General features: G+C 69.8%; 1 protein-coding gene. It reads right to left on the reverse strand.

Translation table 11 applies throughout. The annotated features are described in order from the left end of the window. The coding region (locus tag AP428_RS34310; protein ID WP_156349377.1) for an acetyl-CoA C-acyltransferase at nucleotides 1-668 on the reverse strand (668 nt) is incomplete at both ends.

Raw genomic sequence — 668 nt, forward strand, 5'->3', positions numbered from 1 at the left:
CGGCGCGACGCCGGCACCGGGCCCATGCCCATCACGCTCGGGTCCACGCCCGCGTTCGCGTACGCCTTGATCCGCGCCAGCGGCGTCAGGCCCAGCGCCGCCGCCTTCTGCGCCGACATCACCAGCACCGCCGCCGCGCCGTCGTTCAACCCGGACGCGTTCGCCGCCGTCACCGAGCCGTCCTTCGAGAACGCCGGCTTCAGCCCGGCGAGCGATTCCGCCGTCACGCCGTGACGCACGAACTCGTCGGTCGCGAACTGCAGCGGCTCGCCCTTGCGTTGCGGGATCGACACCGGCACGATCTCGTCATTGAAACGGCCGGCCTTCTGCGCGGCTTCCGCCTTGTTCTGCGACAGCGCCGCGAACGCGTCCTGCTCTTCGCGCGTGATCCCGTATTCCTTCGCGACGTTCTCCGCCGTGATGCCCATGTGGTACTGGTTGTACACGTCCCACAGGCCGTCGACGATCATCGTGTCGACCAGCTTCGCGTCGCCCATCCGGAACCCGTCGCGCGAGCCCGGCAGCACGTGCGGCGACGCGCTCATGTTCTCCTGGCCGCCTGCGACCACGATCTCCGCGTCGCCCGCGATGATCGCGTTCGCCGCCAGCATCACGGCCTTCAGGCCCGAGCCGCACACCTTGTTGATCGTCATCCCCGGCACGGCCGT

The sequence above is a fragment of the Burkholderia sp. E168m22 genome, from assembly GCF_001319805.1.
In the GTDB taxonomy this organism is placed as follows: Bacteria; Pseudomonadota; Gammaproteobacteria; order Burkholderiales; family Burkholderiaceae; genus Burkholderia; species Burkholderia orbicola.